At 37.8% G+C, this 19,842-nt stretch carries 22 protein-coding genes; 11 read left to right on the top strand and 11 right to left on the bottom strand.

The window, feature by feature from the left end:
- Nucleotides 1-124: 124 nt before the first annotated feature.
- The 3 genes from ACWATA_RS20075 to ACWATA_RS20085 all read left to right on the top strand — a co-directional run bounded on the left by ACWATA_RS20075 (nucleotide 125) and on the right by ACWATA_RS20085 (nucleotide 1,134).
- Complete coding sequence (locus tag ACWATA_RS20075) at nucleotides 125-307, top strand: YolD-like family protein (protein WP_013081871.1); 183 nt, start codon at nucleotides 125-127, stop codon at nucleotides 305-307.
- A 148-nt stretch (nucleotides 308-455) separates the two neighbouring features.
- Nucleotides 456-674 carry a helix-turn-helix transcriptional regulator gene (locus ACWATA_RS20080; protein ID WP_013081870.1) on the top strand — a complete coding sequence of 73 codons (219 nt, stop codon included), beginning with the start codon at nucleotides 456-458 and terminating at the stop codon, nucleotides 672-674.
- Nucleotides 664-1,134, top strand: a complete 471-nt coding sequence (locus ACWATA_RS20085) for a DUF2178 domain-containing protein (RefSeq protein ID WP_425204945.1) — start codon at nucleotides 664-666, stop codon at nucleotides 1,132-1,134. Before ACWATA_RS20080 ends, ACWATA_RS20085 begins: the two co-directional genes overlap by 11 nt.
- Nucleotides 1,135-1,173: 39 nt before the next feature.
- Here the strand turns inward: ACWATA_RS20085 and ACWATA_RS20090 are convergent, their stop codons facing one another.
- The 5 genes from ACWATA_RS20090 to ACWATA_RS20110 form a co-directional block, all read right to left on the bottom strand.
- On the bottom strand, nucleotides 1,174-1,926 hold the full coding sequence (locus ACWATA_RS20090) for an SDR family NAD(P)-dependent oxidoreductase (RefSeq protein WP_473050145.1): 753 nt from the start codon (nucleotides 1,924-1,926) through the stop codon (nucleotides 1,174-1,176).
- A complete protein-coding gene (locus tag ACWATA_RS20095; protein WP_034269556.1) occupies nucleotides 1,923-3,389 on the bottom strand; it encodes an NCS1 family transporter in 1,467 nt (488 codons plus the stop codon). The genes ACWATA_RS20090 and ACWATA_RS20095 overlap by 4 nt, the downstream gene beginning before the upstream one ends.
- Nucleotides 3,390-3,433: 44 nt before the next feature.
- Nucleotides 3,434-4,234, bottom strand: coding sequence for a carbon-nitrogen hydrolase family protein (locus tag ACWATA_RS20100; RefSeq protein ID WP_049162981.1), 801 nt, complete (start codon nucleotides 4,232-4,234; stop codon nucleotides 3,434-3,436).
- Between the two features lie 19 nt (nucleotides 4,235-4,253).
- A complete protein-coding gene (locus tag ACWATA_RS20105; RefSeq protein ID WP_473050146.1) occupies nucleotides 4,254-5,369 on the bottom strand; it encodes a zinc-binding dehydrogenase in 1,116 nt (371 codons plus the stop codon).
- Between the two features lie 215 nt (nucleotides 5,370-5,584).
- The gene (locus ACWATA_RS20110) at nucleotides 5,585-7,282 is read right to left on the bottom strand and encodes a sigma-54 interaction domain-containing protein (RefSeq protein WP_473050147.1); all 1,698 of its coding nucleotides are present in this window, start codon (nucleotides 7,280-7,282) and stop codon (nucleotides 5,585-5,587) included.
- A gap of 235 nt (nucleotides 7,283-7,517) precedes the next feature.
- On the opposite strand from ACWATA_RS20110, the gene ACWATA_RS20115 reads away from it, so the two are divergent.
- The 6 genes from ACWATA_RS20115 to ACWATA_RS20140 all read left to right on the top strand — a co-directional run bounded on the left by ACWATA_RS20115 (nucleotide 7,518) and on the right by ACWATA_RS20140 (nucleotide 11,913).
- Nucleotides 7,518-8,423 (top strand): polysaccharide deacetylase family protein, encoded by a 906-nt coding sequence (locus ACWATA_RS20115; protein WP_049162979.1) that lies wholly within the window; start codon nucleotides 7,518-7,520, stop codon nucleotides 8,421-8,423.
- 55 nt (nucleotides 8,424-8,478) lie between these two features.
- The gene (locus tag ACWATA_RS20120) at nucleotides 8,479-8,817 is read left to right on the top strand and encodes a hypothetical protein (RefSeq protein ID WP_049162977.1); all 339 of its coding nucleotides are present in this window, start codon (nucleotides 8,479-8,481) and stop codon (nucleotides 8,815-8,817) included.
- A complete protein-coding gene (locus ACWATA_RS20125) occupies nucleotides 8,814-9,824 on the top strand; it encodes a CobW family GTP-binding protein (protein WP_049162975.1) in 1,011 nt (336 codons plus the stop codon). The genes ACWATA_RS20120 and ACWATA_RS20125 overlap by 4 nt, the downstream gene beginning before the upstream one ends.
- A 213-nt stretch (nucleotides 9,825-10,037) precedes the next feature.
- The gene (locus ACWATA_RS20130; protein ID WP_154991703.1) at nucleotides 10,038-10,424 is read left to right on the top strand and encodes a hypothetical protein; all 387 of its coding nucleotides are present in this window, start codon (nucleotides 10,038-10,040) and stop codon (nucleotides 10,422-10,424) included.
- 12 nt (nucleotides 10,425-10,436) lie between these two features.
- Complete coding sequence (locus tag ACWATA_RS20135; RefSeq protein ID WP_033578122.1) at nucleotides 10,437-11,360, top strand: FAD:protein FMN transferase; 924 nt, start codon at nucleotides 10,437-10,439, stop codon at nucleotides 11,358-11,360.
- Entirely contained in the window at nucleotides 11,335-11,913 is a 579-nt protein-coding gene (locus ACWATA_RS20140) for a ferric reductase-like transmembrane domain-containing protein (protein WP_473050148.1), read from the top strand. Before ACWATA_RS20135 ends, ACWATA_RS20140 begins: the two co-directional genes overlap by 26 nt.
- Nucleotides 11,914-11,946: 33 nt before the next feature.
- On the opposite strand, the gene gdh is transcribed toward ACWATA_RS20140, so the two are convergent.
- The 4 genes from gdh to ACWATA_RS20160 form a co-directional block, all read right to left on the bottom strand.
- Complete coding sequence (gene gdh / locus ACWATA_RS20145; RefSeq protein WP_033578120.1) at nucleotides 11,947-12,732, bottom strand: glucose 1-dehydrogenase; 786 nt, start codon at nucleotides 12,730-12,732, stop codon at nucleotides 11,947-11,949.
- 17 nt (nucleotides 12,733-12,749) lie between these two features.
- Nucleotides 12,750-13,610, bottom strand: a complete 861-nt coding sequence (locus ACWATA_RS20150; RefSeq protein WP_098113702.1) for a RhaT/GlcU family sugar-proton symporter — start codon at nucleotides 13,608-13,610, stop codon at nucleotides 12,750-12,752.
- A 219-nt stretch (nucleotides 13,611-13,829) separates the two neighbouring features.
- Entirely contained in the window at nucleotides 13,830-14,516 is a 687-nt protein-coding gene (locus ACWATA_RS20155; RefSeq protein WP_098113701.1) for a response regulator, read from the bottom strand.
- 12 nt (nucleotides 14,517-14,528) lie between these two features.
- Nucleotides 14,529-16,097, bottom strand: coding sequence for an ATP-binding protein (locus ACWATA_RS20160; RefSeq protein WP_098113700.1), 1,569 nt, complete (start codon nucleotides 16,095-16,097; stop codon nucleotides 14,529-14,531).
- Between the two features lie 108 nt (nucleotides 16,098-16,205).
- Between ACWATA_RS20160 and ACWATA_RS20165 the strand changes: the two genes are divergently transcribed.
- The gene (locus ACWATA_RS20165) at nucleotides 16,206-17,264 is read left to right on the top strand and encodes a DctP family TRAP transporter solute-binding subunit (RefSeq protein WP_165635496.1); all 1,059 of its coding nucleotides are present in this window, start codon (nucleotides 16,206-16,208) and stop codon (nucleotides 17,262-17,264) included.
- A gap of 145 nt (nucleotides 17,265-17,409) precedes the next feature.
- A complete protein-coding gene (locus ACWATA_RS20170) occupies nucleotides 17,410-18,678 on the top strand; it encodes a dicarboxylate/amino acid:cation symporter (RefSeq protein ID WP_013055541.1) in 1,269 nt (422 codons plus the stop codon).
- Nucleotides 18,679-18,752: 74 nt separating this feature from the next.
- Here ACWATA_RS20170 and ACWATA_RS20175 read toward each other — a convergent pair whose 3' ends face one another.
- Entirely contained in the window at nucleotides 18,753-18,890 is a 138-nt protein-coding gene (locus ACWATA_RS20175; protein WP_165635495.1) for a hypothetical protein, read from the bottom strand.
- 130 nt (nucleotides 18,891-19,020) lie between these two features.
- Nucleotides 19,021-19,686 (bottom strand): TerC family protein, encoded by a 666-nt coding sequence (locus ACWATA_RS20180; protein WP_028412106.1) that lies wholly within the window; start codon nucleotides 19,684-19,686, stop codon nucleotides 19,021-19,023.
- Nucleotides 19,687-19,842 lie beyond the last annotated feature (156 nt).

Consider the following 19,842-nt stretch of genomic DNA (forward strand, 5'->3'; position numbering starts at 1 on the left):
TATCTACAAACTATTCTCATCTTGCTGTATAATAATAATCCTGCCTTGAGCATTCTCCAAATTCTTATGCTTAAGCCACAGCTTTCTTTTCATAACAGATGCACACATGAAAGGAGATGAATAAATGATTTTAAAAGCGTTAAAGAAAAACAAACATGTAACCGTGAATTATTACGAAAATGGCCTGCTTCAAACCTTCAAAGGAAAAATCCAAAATTTAAACCTAACCGACCAAACCCTCTCCCTACGAGATGAAAAACAAAACATTTTTTCCATTCGTTTGTCTGGCATTAAAGAAATTTATTAACAAAAAAGATCCTGAAGAATTCTTCTAGGATCTTTTTTGTATTTTTTATCCATTATATATTGAAAAATCATCCAATTGATGTTAAATTAACTTTACATAATGTTAAATCAACTTAACAAATTTATTAAAAAGGCAGCGGGTGATCATATTGACTCTTATTAATCACGTAAAAGAGCTTAGAGCTAAACATGGATATACGCAAGGAGATTTAGCTGAAAAAGTTGGAGCCACTCGCCAAACCATTGCAGCTATTGAAAAGGGAAATTACGTTCCTTCCCTACTACTTGGTTTAACAATTTGTGATGTCTTTCAATTAAAAATGGAAGATGTTTTTACACTTCAAAAGGAGGAGAAAAATGTTGAGTAATGTTATTAAATCTTATTTGTTGAATGTAGTGTCTCTGTTATGTGCAGGTTGGGTTTTATATGATTTTTTAAGCCTAAATATTCAATTTAGTGAAGTTATGAACCACCCTGAACCCCCGTGGGAAATTACCATGTCTATAGGCTCTTTCGCTTCTTTAATTGTGCTTTTAATCGTGTCCTTTTTTTACTACCGAGCGCGTAAAAAGACGAAGAACGTTTCGCCTTTATTATTTCCTTTTGAATTTGCAGAGGAAGATGAACGTGAAAAGATGATAACAGCAGAAGCTTGTAAAAAAGCCTTTGTTTTTCTTCTATTTTCTATTCCTATAGGCGCTATCTTAATCGCTTTTTATCCGCTGTTACCTAATTCTTTTAGCTTCTATCCCATTGCCGTTCTTTTGCTTCTTTCTCTTGTACAGTTAACGGTTTATTACGTATCGATTAGTAAGATTTATCGCTAATTTAAAAAATGGTGCTGTAGCGACAGCACCATTTTTTTATTACAGCATAACATCTCCACTATTTGGTCCCAACGTTTGCCCTGTATAGATATTTCCATCTGGAGAACTCGCTAACAAAACAGCTGTTGGCGCCACTTCTTCCACTGTGCCAAATCGAGGAACAGCTAATTCCTTTTGCTTTTGCAATTTCCACTCTTCATTAATATCGTCTACGAGCTGTGTTTGTATTGGTCCAGGCGCTATACAATTAGCTGTAATATTATATTTTCCAAGTTCGAGCGCAATGGATTTTGTAAAAGCAATCACTCCTGCTTTTGCAGCAGCATAGTGGCTTAATTCTACGCCGCCTTTTTGACCAATTTGAGACGCGATATTAATAATTCTTCCTGATTTTTGCGCTATCATATATGGAACAGCTGCTCTTGTGGTTAGAAATACTGATTTTAAATCAATATTTATCATTTGGTCCCACTGAGCCTCTTCCATATCTTTCAATAGACTTTGAGTTAAAATCCCTGCATTATTTACTAAAACATCAATGGTCTGAAAACGTGAAAGAGCTGTTTGAACCATTTCTTCAACGATCTCTTTCTTTGTAATATCTCCTTCAATAATGACAACTTGTCCGCCATAAGAACTTACGTCCCTACTGAACTCTTCGATTTCTTGTTGATCTACGCCATAGACGTTTAACACTAAGTTTGCTCCTTCTTTGGCATAAGCAAGGGCAATACCTTTTCCAATTCCTCTTGCGCTTCCCGTAATGATTGCTGTTTTCCCTTGCAGCTTCATGCTAAATCCCCTTTCTTTACTCCAACTTCATTTAAAGAAGGCTGGATCGCTTCTTCCGGCACTTCAATATGCCAATCTCTTCCTACTGTTGTACCTAAATAGTCGTCAGAGAAACGACTATCAATTTCTTTTTGAGGGTGACGTTTTAAATACCATGCTTTCATTAATACAAAGTAACAAGCTATTCCTAGTGGAAAACCAACAATATACATATAATCTAAAAAGTAGATAGCCGCTCCTCCAGCTATGATCCATGAAATCATACCTGCCCAGTTTACGCCACCATCAAATTTATATTGACCTTCCTCTGCATATAGTTCTTCTACATTCAAACGGCGCCTTCTGATAATGTAATAATCACATAACATAATTCCTGCAAGCGCAGATAAAACAGCCCCGTAATACCCTAAAAAGATAAATAATTGATCTAAAATTGCCCAAGGCTGAAACAGTGTTCCTACCACTCCAGCTAGAATAATGCCCACTGTGTATGACACCTTAAAGCGAGAACCTGCATTAACAAATGTTAAAGAAGCTGGGATAAGATTAGCAGCAGAGTTAGTAGACCACTGAGCTAACACCACCATAATAAGCACAACAGCCATTACCCATCCTGTAGAAGTTTGTTGAATAACTTCAATCGGATTCCAAAGACCCGTCCCGAGAAAACTAACGGCTCCAATTACACCCATGAAAGTTTGTACGATAGGAAGAGCTGTAAGATGCGGAATATAATTATTTTTGTTTCGCTTCAGCCAGCTTCGTTCATTTTTAGGTGCTTTTACATACCTTGTGATATTGGGAATATCTACCGCGAGTGCTGACCAAAATCCCATATTAGCAGCCATCACTAAAAACCAAGTGGTGGTATCTTTTGTCCCAACATAGCTGTACACATCAATTCCTTTATCGTCTGCCATTCCTGCCACTTTAAAGAAAATCCACACTGAAATTAAAATAATAGAAGGTGCAGCAACAACTGCAAAACGATCAATTGCTTTGATTCCCATTGCTGTGTTAATAATTTGTACAACAGCAAATGCTACATACCAAAAGAACCAAGAATCAAATCCTGTTAAACTATGAAAAATGTAATTGATTGCTGTAGCTCCTAAATAGGTTTGAATGCCAAACCAGATTGACGCGATAATCCCTTTACTAACTGCCGGAATATGAACACCTTTAATTCCAAAAGGAGCGCGTAAATAAGCAGCAAATGAAAGACCGTGCTCTACTCCAATATCCCCACTTAAGCTTCCAATAATGGCAATGATAATATTAGCAAGTAAGATTGCTCCTGCTAACTTCCATAAAGACATAGAGTCAATTCCATTTGCACCAATTTGAAACGTTGCAATAATAACAGCCATCCCCACCCAAATATTAAAGAAACCAAACCCTGAAATGACACGCTGTTTTGCTAATGTTGGTACAATATCTTTCGAAATCAATGAGTTTTTCAACTAGCACTCCTCCTATTAATAAAATAGTTAGTTTTCTACAGACATTACTTTGACGGTTCTTTATACATGTCATTCTGTAAATCTAAAAGATAGGGAATTGCTTTCCTCTGTTCTTCTACTTGTACTAAATCAATTTCTGCCACAATGACTTCATCTTCTTTTGTAGCTTCTGTTAATACTTTTCCTTGAGGGTTTATAATTCGACTTCCTCCTCCAAACACTGTTTCATTCTTTTCTGTGCCCGTACGGTTTGATGCAATAACAAAGCAGCCGTTCTCTAAAGCCCTTGCTTTAGTCGCTATATCCCATGCATACCTTCTTAAGGAGCCAAATGCAGAAGAATAAATCAACACGTTTGCTCCTTTTAACGTGAGCACGCGCGCACCTTCTGGAAATCCTACTTCATAGCATATTTGCATGCCCAATGTTACTTCACCTAATTGAGTGACCTCATATCTGTCCCCTTTTTGAAACCTTTGCTTTTCTTGATCCCATAAGTAAATTTTTCTATATGTTCCTTGAATTCCGTCTCTGTCTACTACTAGACATGTATCGTATATACGATCATTCTTTTTTTCTAAAATACACCCGGCTATTGTCACATTGAACTTCTGTGCAGTCTGAACAAGCCATTCACTCGTATAACCCGGAATATACTCAGCATATTGCCAGTCTTTTTCCTCTACTCGATATCCTGTATTAAATAGTTCTGGCAATACAATAAATGAAGCACCTTTTAAAACTGCTTGTTCAATTAAATGATATGCTTTTTCCAAATTACTGCCTGGATTTCCAAGCTCACAATTCATTTGAACAGCAGCTGCGATAAATGTTTGATGTTTCATTTTATTACTCCTCCTACATTCAAAACGTAATAATCGGTTTAATAATTTGGTCTTCCGCATGTTCAAATAATCTATAAGCTTCAATTGCTTCATCAATAGTAAATCGATGTGTAATCATCGGCTTTAAATCCATACGCTCTTGAATAACTAGGCTCATAAGCTGCTGCATACGTTCTCTTCCGCCGGGACACAAGGTCGTTACAATTCGGTGATCTCCCATTCCGCTTGCAAAATGTTCAATTGGAATCTCAACATGCCCCGAATATACGCCTACGCTTGAAATACAGCCTCCGCGTCTAATTACTTTTAAACACTGTTGAAACGTTTCTTCTTTTCCTAGAGCTTCAATAGCAACTTCTATTCCTTTATTTCCTGATAGCTTCATTATTTCTTCCACTACGTTCACTTCGTTAAAGTTTAACGTCACGTCTGCTCCCATCTTTTCAGCCAAGCCTAGGCGCTGGTAATTCCCATCTATTCCAATAATGAGGCTAGCTCCTTTTAATCTGGCCCCTGCAATAGAACAAAGCCCTACAGGGCCACACGCAAAGACTGCCACTATATCTCCTATTTGAATTTGTGCGTTTTCAGCTGCAGCAATTCCAGTTGAAGCGATATCCGTTAACAGCAGTACATCTTCATCGGATAATTCATCCGGAATTTTAGTTAAGTTGTACTGTGGAAAAGGCATCTTAAAATACTCTGCATGCGTTCCATCTATCGTATTTCCTAAGCGCCATCCTCCTGGAGTTTTAAAAGCCCCTTCTGGCCCTATGCACTGAGAAGATAAATTTTTTTGACAATAATAACACGAACCACAAGGTGTACAAGATCCGCACATAACGCGTTCTCCTACTTTTATTCCTGTTACTCCTTCCCCTACCTCATGAACAACTCCTACATGCTCATGTCCTAACGTTCGATTTTTTTCTACTTTATGTTCGTCGTGTAAAATATGAATATCTGTTCCGCAAATAGTAGTAGACGTTGTTTTAATGACTACTTCTCCCGCTTCTGCCTTTGGAATTTCTTTGTATTGAAGCCCAACCTGTTTATGACCTTGATAAACAACTGCCTTCATAAAACCAGCAGGAGCTTGTTTACCTTTTTCAACTTCTTTTTTAATAGCAACCATATCCTATCCTCTCCTTTATCAATTAGCTAGCTTATTTTCCTAATTGCAAGATGCATGCCAATTTAGAAAAAGAGCGGCGTAGCTGTTTTATATTCGTTAAGAACTTGTTTTGTATGCAGAGGAACATATAAAATTCTGCAATATATGCGGCGTTGCATAATAAAAAAGAAGTCTACCTCCTTAAAAGGAAAAGATAGACTTCTTTTGACCCCTTACTATTCGTTTAACTTTTGAAGCTTTCGACTAATGGTTGATTGATTTACTTGCAGTGCATCGGCAATTTTTACTGTAGAGGAATATTTTTGTTTAGCTAGACGCAAGAGCTGTTTTTCAGCCATTTCCATGCATTCTTTCAGAGGAAGGATGTCTAGCACCTGTACCTTATCTCTATTAGATGATAAGTTTGTAATTTCTTCTGGCAAATGCAAATGCTGAATTTCATCTCCATCTGACATCACAATGAGTCTTTCCACAATATTTTGAAGCTCCCTTACATTTCCTGGCCAGTTATATAGTTCAAACGCTTCGGCCGTTTCAGCTGACAGCGTCTTTTTCGTTAAATATTTTTGATTAAACTGTTCAATAAAATAAGAAGCTAAAGGCAAAATATCTTCTCTGCGCTCGCGAAGTGGTAAAATCGACAGTGGTATAACGTTTAGTCGGTAGTATAAATCTTCACGAAAATTCCCTTTTTGAACGTCTTCATGCAAGTTTCGATTGGTGGCTGCAATGATTCGCACATTAACTGCAACTGGCTTCACTCCGCCCACCCTCATCACTTCTTGTTCTTGAAGAACTCTTAGTAATTTCACTTGAAGGGCTAGAGGCATCTCCGCAATTTCATCTAAAAATAACGTTCCTTTGTTAGCTAACTCAAAAAGTCCCATTTTCCCTTCCTTTTTTGCTCCTGTAAAAGCTCCTCCTTCGTAGCCAAAAAGCTCTGATTCTAACAAGTTCTCAGGAATAGCTCCACAGTTGACTTTTATAAATGGACTGTTTTTTCGATCACTCGTTTCATGAATGAGGTTGGCGACCATTTCTTTTCCAACCCCTGATTCACCTAGAATAAGCACAGTAGAATCTACATTGGCAACTCGTCTAGCTAATTCTAGAGTCTTCTCCATTTTTTTGCTGTAAGAAATCAGTTTTACCTTTTCTGTTTTATCTTTTTTCAGTTCCATAAGTTCTTGTTTGTAACCTGCAATTAACCGCTTCATCTCACTGATTTCTGACTGCATTTGACTCACTTCAGTGATATCTCTTGAGGCATTAATAACCCGGATAACTTCTCCTTGTTCATTCTTTATAGGCGTTCCTACAACCATAAGTCTTCTGCCTTCTTTAGTAGTCTGAATAGCAGAAACTTTTTTCTTTTGTTCTAATACTAATCGTGTAATAGACGGTGTATAGATTCCTTCTTTCTCCAGATCAATAACGTTTCTTCCTATTAATTCGTTCTCTTTTTTTCCCCATAGTTCCAAACAAGCTGAACTTGCTCTAATCGTATTTCCCTCGCCATCTGACACGTACATTACGTCATAAGAAGTTTCAAAAATAGCTTTTAAGTCCATACTTTCCGATTTGTACTTTTCATATTCAGTTATGTAGTCATCCATTATTAAGACCGAAACTAACTCTAGTTCGCTCATATAGAAAAATTGTATATATTTGTGACCTTCTATTACTTGAATATGCTCTTCCGCGTTGTTCTCTTGATTGAAGCACCTTCGGACTTGTTGCTTTATCTCTTCACTCTGATAGAAAACATTTGGAAGTGACTCTGCACTTTTATTTGCAATTCTAATTTGTAAATCCTTTTGATAAATAACAATAGAAAAGGGAAATTCCTCAATTAACTCTTCTATTGCTCGTATAGATGTATGCTGTACCATATGAAGATTTGAATTCGACAAATTACACTCACCCCAACCATCAGATTTTTCAATTACTCTTAAAAATAATATCATATCATTAAGAATCTTCTGAAATCTATGCAAAAAAACATATTTTTTATGCTTTTACGCATATTTCCTCCTGTTTTTCTACCATAGCTTCTTATTAAAACGCTGATTGTTCCTTTTTTATACTTGGCACACTTTTTGCAACAACTCTTAATAAGAAATCATAAAGAAGAAGGAGTGGTTCACTGTGGGCAAAAAAGAAATTTTAGTAGCTTATGGAGTAGATGTAGATGCTGTCGCTGGTTGGTTGGGATCATACGGAGGCGAAGATTCTCCAGATGATATATCTCGGGGGTTATTTGCAGGAGAAGTGGGAGCACCTCGATTATTGGATTTATTTGATAAGTATCAGCTAAAAACCACTTGGTTCATTCCGGGTCACTCTATCGAAACGTTTCCCGAACAAATGAAAGAAGTTGTCAAACGAGGACATGAAGTAGGAGCACATGGCTATTCTCATGAAAACCCTATTGCAATGACTCCTCAACAAGAGGAAGAAGTCTTATTAAAATCGATTAAATTAATTGAAAAACTTTCGGGTAAAAAGCCGACAGGCTATGTAGCACCTTGGTGGGAATTTTCTAATGTAACAAATGAACTGCTGCACAAACATGGCATTAAGTACGACCACAGCTTAATGCATAATGACTTTTCTCCTTATTATGTAAGGATTGGTGACAGCTGGACAAAAATTGATTATGCAAAAAAAGCAAATGAATGGATGAAACCGCTCATAAGAGGAGAAGAAACGGATTTAATAGAGATTCCTGCTAACTGGTATTTAGACGATCTTCCTCCAATGATGTTTATTAAAAAGTCACCTAACAGCCATGGCTTTGTAAATCCGCGCGATTTAGAGGAAATGTGGAGAGATCAGTTTGATTGGGTATATGAGAATATGGACTATGGAGTCTTCACGATGACTATTCACCCTGATGTGAGCGGACGTCCTCAGGTACTAAAAATGCATGAACGTTTAATTCAACATATCAGTTCTCATGAAGGTGTTAGATGGGTGACATTCGATGAAATTGCAGATGATTTCGCAAAACGAAACCCTCGCAAAAAAGCGGTTGAAGCTAAACAATTATAAAAAGCCGGATCCGTTCATATTGAACGGATCCCCTACTTTACAGGGAGGAATAAACATGTGCATCTTATGCGGCGAATTTATTATGCAAGTCCATTGGACCGATTACACAGATTCCACAGATACAGAAATAACAGTTGGAAATCAACAGCGGATTAGACAGCGTAGCCGCCTTCACCGCGCCAACCTTTGTAATCAACTTCTGAGCCATTATCGCCTGACGTTAGAGGAATGGAACGGCAGCAAGTTTATTTTACGAGATGCAAAAGGCAATGCTGAAATTGTTCATGACCTCGGAACAATTTGGCATCATGTAGAAGCAATGATCGGATACCCTATTGATCCACTAGATGGAAGTTTATTGGATAAAATAGCAGAAAGGAGTTCCGCTCAATGAAAGCTCATGGAAAAAAAGCGATAACAATTGTAACAGGATGCTTAGGATCCGGTAAAACAACCTTGTTACAGCATATTTTAAAAGAACCCTCTATTAATAACAATACAGCAGTTATTGTTAACGAATACGGAAAAATTGGTCTCGACCATCACCTCTTGCGTCAGGCTGAGGAACGAACGATTTTACTTAAAGGAGGCTGCATATGCTGCAATTCGCGAGCAGATCTAGAAGAAGAGCTGAAAGAGCTGTTATATGCAGACGAAAGCGGAGAATCTCATTTTGAGCGTGTCGTGATCGAAACCACGGGAATGGCAGATCCTTCTCCTATTTTATTTACGATTTTAACCAACCCTCTTTTACAGCATCGGTACATAGTTGATTGTGTGATCACTACAGTAGATGCAAAAAATGGTATGCTGCAGCTTCAGAACAATCCAGAAATAATTAAACAAATTACCGTTGCTGATAAAATTATTTTAACCAAAACAGACATTTGTTCACCCGAAGAGCACGATGCTATATTGACACATATTCAGTCTCTAAATCCATCGTGTGTAATCATACCTGCTGTACATGGAAAGGTAGATCCCTTTATTATCCAAGAAGCATCTAATGTAGATCGCTTAAAAGTTATTCATTCTTTACCTTCACCTGTTACACATCCCAATTCAAATGTATCTTCTATTTCGTTTTCGTTTTCACAGCCTCTGGACTGGACAGCATTCGGGCTATGGCTGAGCATGTTACTTCACGCGAACGGTGAAAAGGTAATGAGGGTAAAAGGCATGCTGGACGTTGGAGAAGAAGGACCCGTTGTGTTAAATGGCGTTCAACATATTATTCATCCTCCGCAGCATTTGAAGCAATGGCCATCACACAATCGAGAATCTTACTTAATTTTTATTGTGCGAGATATAGACACAGCTTTAATCGAACGATCGTTAAAAACATTTCAGCAGTTTTTACATACCATTGTTAACACATGTGAACTTTCTACCATTTATTAATTAGTTAGAAGCCTTATTCTGCATGGAATAAGGCTTCTTTCTATTCCTCTCATAAAAAAATTCGTCAATTTAAATTCCACCAGCCTATTTCACTATTTTTTCATTTTTTCTGTCTATATTGAACTATAACAATTGAACGATGTATGTTACCTTCCACTTCAGTTTTTCTTCAATGTTCAGTTGCAAAATAGGAAAGATAAAAGGAGCATATCAATGGCAGCTAATAAATGGACAAAATGGATGGTTGGTTTATCGAGCGTTGCTGCATTTACAACATTTGTAGGGCTTTCTCAAAAATATGATCAAACAAATTCAACATCTACAGCACTAAATAACGATACATCCGCCAATAATTCATCGCAAACTCAAACGGAAGATGAGACGGATCTATTTCCAGATTCAGGATCTGACTCCAATACGGACAATGGAACTAACGGGCAAGATCAATGGTCAAATGACAGTTCTAGCAAACAAAGTGATCAATGGTCAGACGATAATTCAAGCAGTGAAGATGATCAGTGGTCAAATGATGATTCCACAAGTGGTCAGGATAATTGGGGCAACAATAATGATTCTTCTATGCAAACAAGACCTTCTTAAGGATGTGATGAAATGAGCTACTCATTTAAAGCGATGAATACCACATTTAATGTATATCAGCTTGAAACACCTGTCAGCCAAAAAGTAGAGAGCTGGTGTTATCTTGTAGAAGAAACCCTAAGCCGCTTTCTTCCAACAAGCGAGCTTTCACAGCTTAATTCGCTGAACGGAAGATTATTTCTACCGTCAAAAATGCTGTATGAAGCTGTAAAAGCAGCCTATTACTATTACAATGAGACAAACGGAATTTTCAACCCATTTCTGTATCATTCTATTCAAACTCTAGGATATGACCAAAGCTTTGAACAACTGCCTAACAATCAGCTACCTCAAGAAGTAGCAGCTTTTGATGCTGTTAACCCTATTATGATTCATAAAGGAATGAGAAGTATTCAGCTTGCTTCTAATATCGGTCTGGATTTAGGAGGAATCGCAAAAGGTTGGAGCATTCAGCAAATGGCGAATCAATTAAAGAAAAAAGGAACTTCACTTGGAGCAATCGATGGAGGCGGAGATATTGTAACGTGGGGGCCCGCTAGCAAGCACTGGTCCATTTCTCTCTCTCATCCATTTGATGCATCAAAAAATCTCACGACCATTAAAGTAAAAAGCAACAGCGGTATTGCCACAAGCAGTGTAGGCAAGCGTTCGTGGAAAGTGAACGGACACACTCACCATCATATTATTGACGGCAGAATCAGCAAGCCTAGTTCATCAGAGCTTCTGCAAGTAACGGTCGTTTCAGAAGACTTAACCATTTCTGAAGTCTATGCAAAGTGCATACTTATTCTCGGCTGGGACGCTGGATTAAGGTTAGCTAAAATGCATCACCCTTCTTTAGAAGTAATTGCGGTTACAAAAGAAGGCAACGTACTAATCGAAAAACATGTGAAAGGTCAGGTATACCATTATGGCTACTCTCCTCGCGCAATTTAGTGCTCATTTTCCCGTATGGAACACCATTCGGGCAGCCGGCTTAACTTCTTATTTACTAATGTTTGTATCGGTTGCCGCTGGCATTTCTCACAGCTTTTCGTTTTTTAAACCAAAACGAAAAAAACAGCTTTTGCTGGTTCATCAATCATCAGGGTGGTTCGGGTTATTATTTGGAATGATTCACGGACTTGTTTTATCATTTGATCAATCTATTCATTTTTCACTTTCTGACATTTTAATTCCGTTCACTTCCGAGTACAAACCAATTAGCACAGGTCTTGGTACTATTTCACTCTACATTTTATTCGTACTAATTAGTACATCCGACTTTATAAAACAGCTTGGGAGAAAAACATGGAAAGCCATTCATTTTCTTGCTTTTCCAGGCTATTTGCTAGCACTGTATCACGGCATTACTTCTGGAACAGATACACAGCAGCCGCTTATTCTCGGGATGTACAGCATCACTGGCTGCATCGTTTTAATTTTGCTTTTTTTGCGAATTCAACACCAGTCAGCTCCTAAGAACCAAAAAAAAGCTCAGGAAAACTAAAAAAACGCACTCTATCATAGAGTGCGTTTTTTCTTATCCGCGTCCTGCTTGGAATGATGGGTACTGTGTCATACCGCCGTCAGCAAAGAGCGTAATTCCTGTTACATAACTCGCCTCTGAAGAAGCTAGCCATGCAGCAACTGCTGCAATTTCTTCCGGCTCTCCGATGTATCCCATTGGAATCATGCTTTCTACATCTGCACGCTGCTCAGGATCAGCAAATTTCTCAGCGTTAATCGGTGTATTAATCGCTCCTGGTCCAATGTTATTTACACGAATACCTTTTGGAGCGTATTCTAATGCCAGTGTTTCAGTCATAAGCTTCATACCGCCTTTACTTGCTGCATAATGAACAAATAATGGCCAAGGAATTTTCTCGTGAACACTCGACATGTTAATAACTGTTCCCTTAATATCATTTTCCACAAAATATTTAATCGCTTCACGGCTGCCTAAAAAAGCTCCCGTTAAGTTCGTATCAATGACTTTATTCCAATCGCTTAAAGACATTTCATGAGATGAAACCGGATTTTCTAACCCTGCGTTGTTAATCATAACGTCTAGCTTTCCAAACTCTTTAATAGCAGATTGAACTAAATTGATAACGTCAGACTCAACTGTTACATCACCTTTGACAGCAATTGCTTCTCCGCCAACTTTTTTAATTTCTTCTAAAACGCTGTTAGCTTCGTCTTCCTTAGAACGATAGTTCACAACTACTTTGGCTTTTTCTGTCGCAAAACGAATCGCCATTGATTTTCCCAAACCTGTAGATGAACCTGTTATGACCACTACTTTTCCTTCTAAATCTTTATACATTGTTAATACCCTCCTAGTTAGCTTTTGGCGAGCCCTAACATGACTCCTGCTATGATGATCAGTATAATTCCAATAATAATCCCAACTAACTGACGCTTCGTTTTCTTCTCACCTAAAATAATGATCCCGCCTAGTGTTGAAATGACGATTCCCATTTGAGAAAGCGAAAAGCTTGTCGCTACGCCTACTTTAGGTTGCGAGATGAATAAAAACATATTACCAGCGGCCCAAATAAGACCTGGGATAATGTTGCGAATTGCATATTTATTAAATGGCTTATGCTTAAACGTCAGCAATACTCCTCCAATAACCATACCAATTGCTTGAGGTAATAAAGCCGACCATCCGTCTACATTAAATAGACGGGCTACTACAACATAAACTAAATAACCAACGGTTGAAATTAATAAAATAACAATTCCTTTTTTGAAGTTTCCTTTTCCTTCTTCAGCCTCTTTCTCTTCTTTGCTTTGAAGTGATGTTAAAACAATCCCTACAATAATAAAGATAAGAGCGAGCACACCAAGAATAATTGAAGTTTTTGTAGACCACTCGTGAAACACAATTACTCCAAATAATGAAGTGGAAACTAACTGAAGCCCAGTTGAAATAGGCATCGTTTTAGAAACTCCGATTAAATCAATACTTTTCAGCTGATTACTTTGTCCAACTGCCCAAAATAATCCCGATACAACTCCAACGCCAAAGATTAAAGGTGTAAGCGTAGGGTGTACAAAAATATAAATACCGATAGAGAAAATCAAAGCTCCCAACGTGGTTCCAAGCGTTTGGCTATAAGGTCCTCCGCCTAGTTTCACATTGAAAAGCACAATGCTTCCCCAAAATATGGCTGGTAAGACAGCTAAAAATATGTCCATGTTTCAAAACCTTCCTGTGCTAAAATTAAATGTCAAAATGCATATTCCCCAATTTTTCCGCCATTAATCCTTTTTCAGGGACATTTTATGAATTAATGACCGCACGAAGTATTCTTTGGATAGCGAAAACTGTATACCTTAATTTGTTCTAGGAGAGAAAAAGATATACTTTCTAACGCAAAAAAACAGCTTTTCCAAATAAAAGCTGTTCTGTATGATTTAATTTATTTTTAACATATAGCGATTAATAGGTCTCCCCACTCTGCCGTATTCAACTGATAATTTCAGCTCGTTTTCCTGTTCTAAAAACTCTAAATACCTTCTTGCCGTAACACGCGCAATTCCTACGCCGTCCGCCACTTCTTCAGCAGAAATCGGATGCTTCTGTTCGGAAAGATATTGTTGTATCCTCCTTAACGTAACCGCATTTAGCCCTTTTGGAAGAAAATCGGCCTTTTCTTCGAATTGCTGAAACAGCATAGAATCTAATTCAGACTGAGTAATATATTCTTTTTGACTTATTTTAACTTGAAACGAACGATACTGCTCAAGCGCTTGCTTCATTCGTTCAAACTTGAACGGTTTCATAATATAATCCACCGCGCCGTACTGAAGAACTTTTCGTACGGTTTCAATATCACTTGCAGCCGTAACTGCTATCACGTCTGTTTTATAGCCATTTGCTCGAATTTGCTGTAAGGTGGTTAGGCCATCTTGACTAGGCATATACATATCAATAATCGTTAAATCAGGCTGATGCTGTTTAATGAGCTGTATACCTTCTAAACCATTCGAAGCTGCAGCGATAACGATGAATCCTTCAACTTGTTCAATAAATTGGCGGTTCACTTCTTGTACCATAGGATCGTCTTCTATGAGAAGCACCGTCCATTCTTTTTTATTCATTTCCCACTCCCCCTATAAAAAGAATGTAATGATAAAAGTCGTGCCAACATCTAATTCTGACTCTACTTCGATCTGACCGTTTCCTTTTTCAACAATTTGTTTTACTAAATGCAAACCAATTCCTCTAGTTTCCTTTGCTTTGGTTGAAAAACCTTCATCAAAGATTCTCTCTGCTTGATCCTCATTCATGCCACATCCGTTATCTTCAACTAATATAGAAAGAATGCCGTCATTTTGTTCCATACTTATATAGACCTTCCGTTCACGACGCTCCATATGATGATACGAATCAAAAGCGTTCTCAATTAAGTTACCAATAATAATCACAAAATCATGATGATCTAAGTAAGGAGGAAATGAGTGAAGCTCGCTGTGGCGATCGATAGCTAACTCAATTCCAAGTTCTTTGGCACGGCTGACTTTGCTTAACAGCAATCCCGATATACTTTCATCTTTAATATGTTTATGAAGAAACTGGGTGAGCTCTTCTTGCTGTTCAGACACTTGAAAAACGTACTGAAGAGCCTTGTCTTTATTTCCAAGTTGGATAAGCCCTGCAATGGTATGAAGTTTATTCATGTATTCATGGTTTTGAACTCTAAGAGCGCTTACAAATGATTTAACCCCTGTTAACTCTTCAGCTAATTTTTTAACTTCTGTTCTGTCTTGAAAAATAGCGACCGCACCGACTGTGTGATTATTAACCTTAATCGGCACACGATTGCTTAAAATATTTAAATTGCGAACTTGAAGCTCTCGATTATAAACAGGCTGATTAAGCTGCAGAATTTCTGGCAGTCTTGTATCTGGAATCACATCATAGATCTTTTTCCCAATTACCTCATCGGGTACATCCATCATAATTTTCGCTTTATGATTAAAAATAGTGATGTTCTCCTCTTTATCAATGGCAATGACTCCTTCATGCATGGCATTAAAAGTCTCCGTTCGTTCTACAAACAAACGAGCAATTTCATGAGGCTCAAGCTCAAACATCTCTTTCTTAATACGAGATGCAAGCGCCCACGCTCCCCATCCTCCAAAAAAAAGAGCGAGACCTGAGATGAGAAAAATTTCTTTTTTCAAACTTAAAATAACCTCTGTAAATTTCGGAAGAAGGTAGCCTGAGACAACGACTCCTACTTGTTCATGCTGATCGTTTACAACGGGAACAAAAGAACGAATGACCATCCCGCCTTCTCCTTTTGCTTTATCAGTATAAGTATGTTCTGCAAACGCCTGGCCCTCGTCCTCTCCTTTAGAAATTTTCCCAATCATGCTTTGCAAAGGATGAGACAAACGTTCGTGATTCATATTCATCACCACTACATAATAAGCACCGTGAATAATGCGAATCGGCTCTACAATTTGATTAATGTTCTTGCTATCTTTTTCAATTTTTTCTCGAATTTCAGGCATTTCAGCAACTGTTCTCGAAGTGATCAAAGCCCTTTGCTCTAAATCATTTTCTTTTGACTGCACAAAATTATTAATCACGACAATACTTGCTAAAAACAACGAAAAGACCACGATAAAAAAGATTAGCCCCGTCATTTTCGTTTGCATCGATAAGCGCATCATAGCGGAACACCTACTGCTGATTGAAGTTTATTTTAATTTTACCACGTTGAGAAATTGCGTGTTAGAATATTTGTAGAGAAAAATTATTGAATCGCGGGGTTGGACATTTTGAAGATGTTTATAGGGGCAAGTATCATTGTTAGCGTTTTCTTGATGATCTATGTTTTTTTGCAGTATACGGTTATAAATCAGGATAATGTGTATCATGACGATGAGCAAAAAGGATTAAATAAGCAAATTGTGATTAATTTTAGCCACGTTGTAGCTGAGAACACTCCAAAAGGCTTAGCCGCTCAAAAATTCGCTGAAATCGTTAATCAAAAATCGGATGGTAAAGTTAAAATTGAAGTATATTCAAACGGTGTGTTGTATTCAGACGACGAAGAACTTGCCGCTCTGCGCCGAAACGATGTACAAATGATTGCGCCTTCTATTTCAAAGCTAACCGACCTTTCCCCTACGTGGCAACTTTTTGATCTCCCCTTCATTTTCGATGATTACAGCGAGGCAAAACAAGTGTTTACCGGGAAAATCGGACAGGATTTGTTGAGTACGCTGCAAGAGAAAAACATTAAAGGGCTTGCTTTATGGAGCAACGGCTTTAAACAAATGACCAGCAATACAAAACCTTTGCTCCATCCAGCAGATTTTCAAGGTCAAACATTTCGCATTATGCCAAGTGAAGTAATCAAAAAACAATTCGAACTTCTTGGCGCTAGGCCTCAGGCTGTCTCGTTTAATAAAGTATATCAATCCCTTGAACGACAGGAATTTGATGGACAGGAAAATACGATTTCTAATATTTATTCAAAACGTTTGTACGAGCTGCAAAAATATATGACCATCAGCAACCATGGATACTTGGGCTATGCTGTTTTAATGGATCAAAAATATTGGGACAGCCTCCCTGAAGATGTAAAACAACTATTAAGTGATGCCATGGTAGAAACAACGAACTGGATTTGGACTCAATCAAAAATGATGAACGATGAACAGCTGCAGCAAATAAAAAATAAATCTGGCATGCGCGTTTATTACTTAAATGATACACAGAAAGCCGAATGGAAAAAGCAGTTTAACTCTCTTTATCAATCGTTTGAAGCCAATGCAACAAAACAAACGCTTGATATCATTCAGCAAATAAAAAATATCGAAAGCAAAAAGTGATGACTATATGTTCATCACTTTTTTTGACCAAAATGACCAAAAAGAACATTATCACCAGAAATATAAATAGTTAAAATTATCAGTTAATATAAGGATAAGAATAATGTAAGCGTTAACAAAAACATTCTCGAAAGGAGCATTACATATGAAATTAAGTTTTAAAAACCTAACCGTTCAAGTTGTCATCGGTATCCTTCTTGGTATTGCAATTGGCTTTATGTTTCCTGAATTTGGAGCTAAATTAAAAGTATTGGCTGATATCTTCATTAAATTAATTAAGATGGTGATTGCCCCAATTATTTTCTTAACAGTGGTCATCGGTATCGGAAGCATGGGAGATTTAAAGAAAGTGGGACGAATTGGAGGTAAAGCTCTTTTATACTTTGAGATTGTCACTACTTTTGCCTTAGCAATTGGAATTATCGTTGTAAACTTTATCAAGCCTGGGGCTGGCTTTAATATCAATGGCGCAAGCGGAGCTGATGTTACTCAATATACGCAGCAAGCAGCTGAAGCGGAGCATGGCTTTATGGAGTTTATCATGGGAATTATTCCAGACAGCGTATTTGGCGCAATGGCAAATGGTGAATTATTGCCAATCTTATTCTTTGCCGTACTATTTGGAATGGCTACAGCTACACTCGGCGAAAAAGCGGCTCCTGTCATTACATTCTTTGAACGCTGTACAGATATTTTCTTTGGCATTGTTAATATGATTATGAAACTTTCACCTATTGCGGCGTTCGGAGCGATGGCTTATACGATCGGTAACTTTGGAATAGGCTCTCTTCAAAAACTCGGTTTCTTAATGGGATCTGTTTACATTACTATGTTCTTATTTATTGTATTTGTACTTGGAACCATCGCTAAGATTTATGGATTTAATATTTTTAAATTCATTGCTTTTATTAAAGAAGAAATTCTACTTGTATTAGGTACGTCTTCTTCGGAATCTGCACTGCCAAAAATGATGGACAAAATGGAGAAGTACGGATGTTCAAAATCTGTAGTAGGACTTGTCATTCCAACTGGTTACTCATTTAACCTAGATGGAACAGCAATCTACTTATCCATGGCTGCTATCTTTATCGCTCAAGCGTATGGAGTCGACTTGTCGTTAATGCAAGAGATTACGCTACTTGGTATTTTAATGCTAACGTCTAAAGGAGCGGCCGGAGTTACTGGCTCTGGATTTATTACACTAGCAGCTACGCTTGCTGCATTCCCAATGATTCCAGTTGAAGGAATCGCGCTGTTAATCGGGGTAGACCGCTTCATGTCGGAAGCTCGTGCCATTACAAACTTAATTGGAAATGGTGTAGCAACTGTAGTTGTATCGAAAATGGAAAATGAATTTCATCCTCCTGTAGAGACGATACAAGACGTTAATTCCGCACCTCCATTAGCTAAATAATAAAAAAGAAGTTGAGACATAGCCAAATGAATCCAATCTAAAGACGAATAAATGGGATACATGAGCTGAACCGCTTATGACACCGCAGTTGATTTCCGTACAAGACTTCGCTTTCCGCGGGCGGCCGATGAGCTTCCTCGTCGCGTACGCTCCTGCGGGGTCTCATCTGTTCCGCTTTTCCCGCAGGAGTCTTCGCCTTTTCCTCCAATCAACTGCTAGAAGGATCTAAACAAATGAAGCCTACGTTCACCACAACAAAAAAACGAACCACCAATCAAAATTGATTAGTGGTTCGTTTTTCATTTCATCTTAAATACTTTTGTCCCAACCTCTTTTTTAGGATTAATGCGTTTCTTTTTTAGAACGTCCGCTAAGTTTCCCAACAACAACAACTAAAATAGCTAACAAAATAGGAACAATTGTATGCAAATGCGGATTTAACCCTTCTAATACATGTCCTACCGCTTTGTCTTTAAAGATCATTTCACCAGCAGTATAGCCAAGAAGCGCTGCTCCGGCAATGATGATAATCGGGAATTTTTCCATGATTTTCATTAAAAGCTGACTTCCCCAAATGATTAACGGAATGCTGATAACAAGACCAAGGATAATGAGTAGAATACTGCCGTTGGCCGCACCCGCAACCGCTACTACGTTATCTAAACTCATAACAAGATCCGCTATGATAATTGTTTTAATAGCACCTGCTAGAGTTGAATTCGCTTTAATATCTCCGTCATCTTCCCCTTTTAAAAGACTAATCGCAATCCATAGAAGCAGCAGGCCTCCGATGAAATTTAAAAATGGGATTGTTAATAAATATACAGCGACAAACGTTAGCCCTACACGTAATACAACCGCTCCTAATGTACCGAAAACAACCGCTTTGTTTCGATGCTCGTCCGGAAGATTCCGACAAGCTAAAGCAATCACGACTGCGTTATCGCCACTTAGTACAATGTTAATGAGTAAAATTTCTAAAAGATTTAAAATAAAACTCTGATCCATACAAAAACTCCTTGATTGATTTTTATTAGTCTATTTCTCTATCTCTTATTTCATTACTAGAAATAGAGAACTAAAACTCTATCAATATAACCCGTTCTTACCCTTTAATGAAAAGAAGTAGTTATTTCACTAACAGTATTTTATCACTAAAAAGAA

This window comes from Priestia sp. USM5 (assembly GCF_058323215.1).

Bases quoted from the DNA above. Each gene is read 5' to 3' on its own strand.
- ACWATA_RS20075 (WP_013081871.1), top strand. From the start codon at position 125: ATGATTTTAAAAGCGTTAAAGAAAAACAAACATGTAACCGTGAATTAT.
- ACWATA_RS20085 (WP_425204945.1), top strand. From the start codon at position 664: ATGTTGAGTAATGTTATTAAATCTTATTTGTTGAATGTAGTGTCTCTG.
- ACWATA_RS20090 (WP_473050145.1), bottom strand. From the start codon at position 1,926: ATGAAGCTGCAAGGGAAAACAGCAATCATTACGGGAAGCGCAAGAGGA.
- ACWATA_RS20100 (WP_049162981.1), bottom strand. From the start codon at position 4,234: ATGAAACATCAAACATTTATCGCAGCTGCTGTTCAAATGAATTGTGAG.
- ACWATA_RS20105 (WP_473050146.1), bottom strand. From the start codon at position 5,369: ATGGTTGCTATTAAAAAAGAAGTTGAAAAAGGTAAACAAGCTCCTGCT.
- ACWATA_RS20120 (WP_049162977.1), top strand. From the start codon at position 8,479: ATGTGCATCTTATGCGGCGAATTTATTATGCAAGTCCATTGGACCGAT.
- ACWATA_RS20125 (WP_049162975.1), top strand. From the start codon at position 8,814: ATGAAAGCTCATGGAAAAAAAGCGATAACAATTGTAACAGGATGCTTA.
- ACWATA_RS20130 (WP_154991703.1), top strand. From the start codon at position 10,038: ATGGCAGCTAATAAATGGACAAAATGGATGGTTGGTTTATCGAGCGTT.
- ACWATA_RS20135 (WP_033578122.1), top strand. From the start codon at position 10,437: ATGAGCTACTCATTTAAAGCGATGAATACCACATTTAATGTATATCAG.
- ACWATA_RS20140 (WP_473050148.1), top strand. From the start codon at position 11,335: ATGGCTACTCTCCTCGCGCAATTTAGTGCTCATTTTCCCGTATGGAAC.
- gdh (WP_033578120.1), bottom strand. From the start codon at position 12,732: ATGTATAAAGATTTAGAAGGAAAAGTAGTGGTCATAACAGGTTCATCT.
- ACWATA_RS20150 (WP_098113702.1), bottom strand. From the start codon at position 13,610: ATGGACATATTTTTAGCTGTCTTACCAGCCATATTTTGGGGAAGCATT.
- ACWATA_RS20155 (WP_098113701.1), bottom strand. From the start codon at position 14,516: ATGAATAAAAAAGAATGGACGGTGCTTCTCATAGAAGACGATCCTATG.
- ACWATA_RS20160 (WP_098113700.1), bottom strand. From the start codon at position 16,097: ATGATGCGCTTATCGATGCAAACGAAAATGACGGGGCTAATCTTTTTT.
- ACWATA_RS20170 (WP_013055541.1), top strand. From the start codon at position 17,410: ATGAAATTAAGTTTTAAAAACCTAACCGTTCAAGTTGTCATCGGTATC.
- ACWATA_RS20180 (WP_028412106.1), bottom strand. From the start codon at position 19,686: ATGGATCAGAGTTTTATTTTAAATCTTTTAGAAATTTTACTCATTAAC.